Raw genomic sequence first — 1,058 nt, forward strand, 5'->3', positions numbered from 1 at the left:
TTCTTATAATTTTATCCTCAGCAGGAAGATTAAAAAAGTGAGCTTAGTGCCAAATTTTGGCAGATTCACGCCAATGTCCGTTGATCTGCCAGAGCTTCCGAACCCTCTGGTTGTCGTCGTTGCGTACGACGGTCTATGTACGTTCGAGTTTGCTATCGCAGTGGAAATATTCGGGCTCGAACGCCCGGAAATGGGCGCGAACTGGTATCGGTTCGCCGTCGCTGCAGTAGATCAGGGACCTATGCGTGGCACGGCCGGAATTCGCTTTCTTGCTGATGGAGATTGCCGGTTGATCGAGAAAGCCGGGACAGTTGTCGTTCCGGGATGGAAAGGACTCGATGTGCCCGTACCTGACCATCTCACCCACGCTTTGCGCGCCGCACATCGAAATGGCGCGCGCATCATGTCGATCTGCTCGGGAGCCATGGTCATGGCTGCTGCAGGACTACTCAGCGGTCGCAAGGCGACGCTTCACTGGAAAGACGCGCCGTACTTATCCGAGCGTTACCCTAACGTTACCGTCATGCCTGATGTGCTCTATGTCGATGACGGCGACGTGTTGACTTCCGCAGGCGGTGCGGCTGGGATCGATCTTTGCCTCCATCTGATTCGACGCGACTTCGGCACCAAAGCAGCCAATATGGTTGCGCGTCGCCTGATCGTGCAACCACACCGTGACGGTGGACAAGCGCAATTTATCGACCGTGCTGTTTCACCCATGCATGAAAGCGGGAAACTCGGAGCACTGCTCGATAAAATACGCTCTGATCTTACCGTGACTTACTCGATCGCTGTCATGGCGGAGATGGCGGGAATGAGCAAACGCACATTCTTGCGGCGCTTCGAAACAGCAGTAGGTGCATCCCCTGCGAAATGGTTGAATGCCGAACGTCTTTCCAAGGTGGTAGATCTCCTCGAGAATACCGATGTTTCTATGGAAGAAATTGCGCGCATTGCTGGGTATGCATCTACCTCCGCCATGCGGCATCAGTTCCAGAAGCAATATTCGCTATCGCCCGTGAGGTATCGAAAAGTATTCAGCAGTCGACTTAAACCTT

General features: G+C 53.7%; 1 protein-coding gene. It reads left to right on the top strand.

Annotation, left to right across the window (positions count from 1 at the left end; translation table 11 throughout):
• Positions 1 to 73 precede the first annotated feature (73 nt).
• The coding region (ftrA, locus tag G3N58_RS33820) for a transcriptional regulator FtrA (protein WP_206001367.1) at positions 74 to 1,058 on the top strand (985 nt) is incomplete at its 3' end.

Origin of the sequence: Paraburkholderia sp. Ac-20342, assembly GCF_017104985.1 — a bacterium.
In the GTDB taxonomy this organism is placed as follows: domain Bacteria; phylum Pseudomonadota; class Gammaproteobacteria; order Burkholderiales; family Burkholderiaceae; genus Paraburkholderia.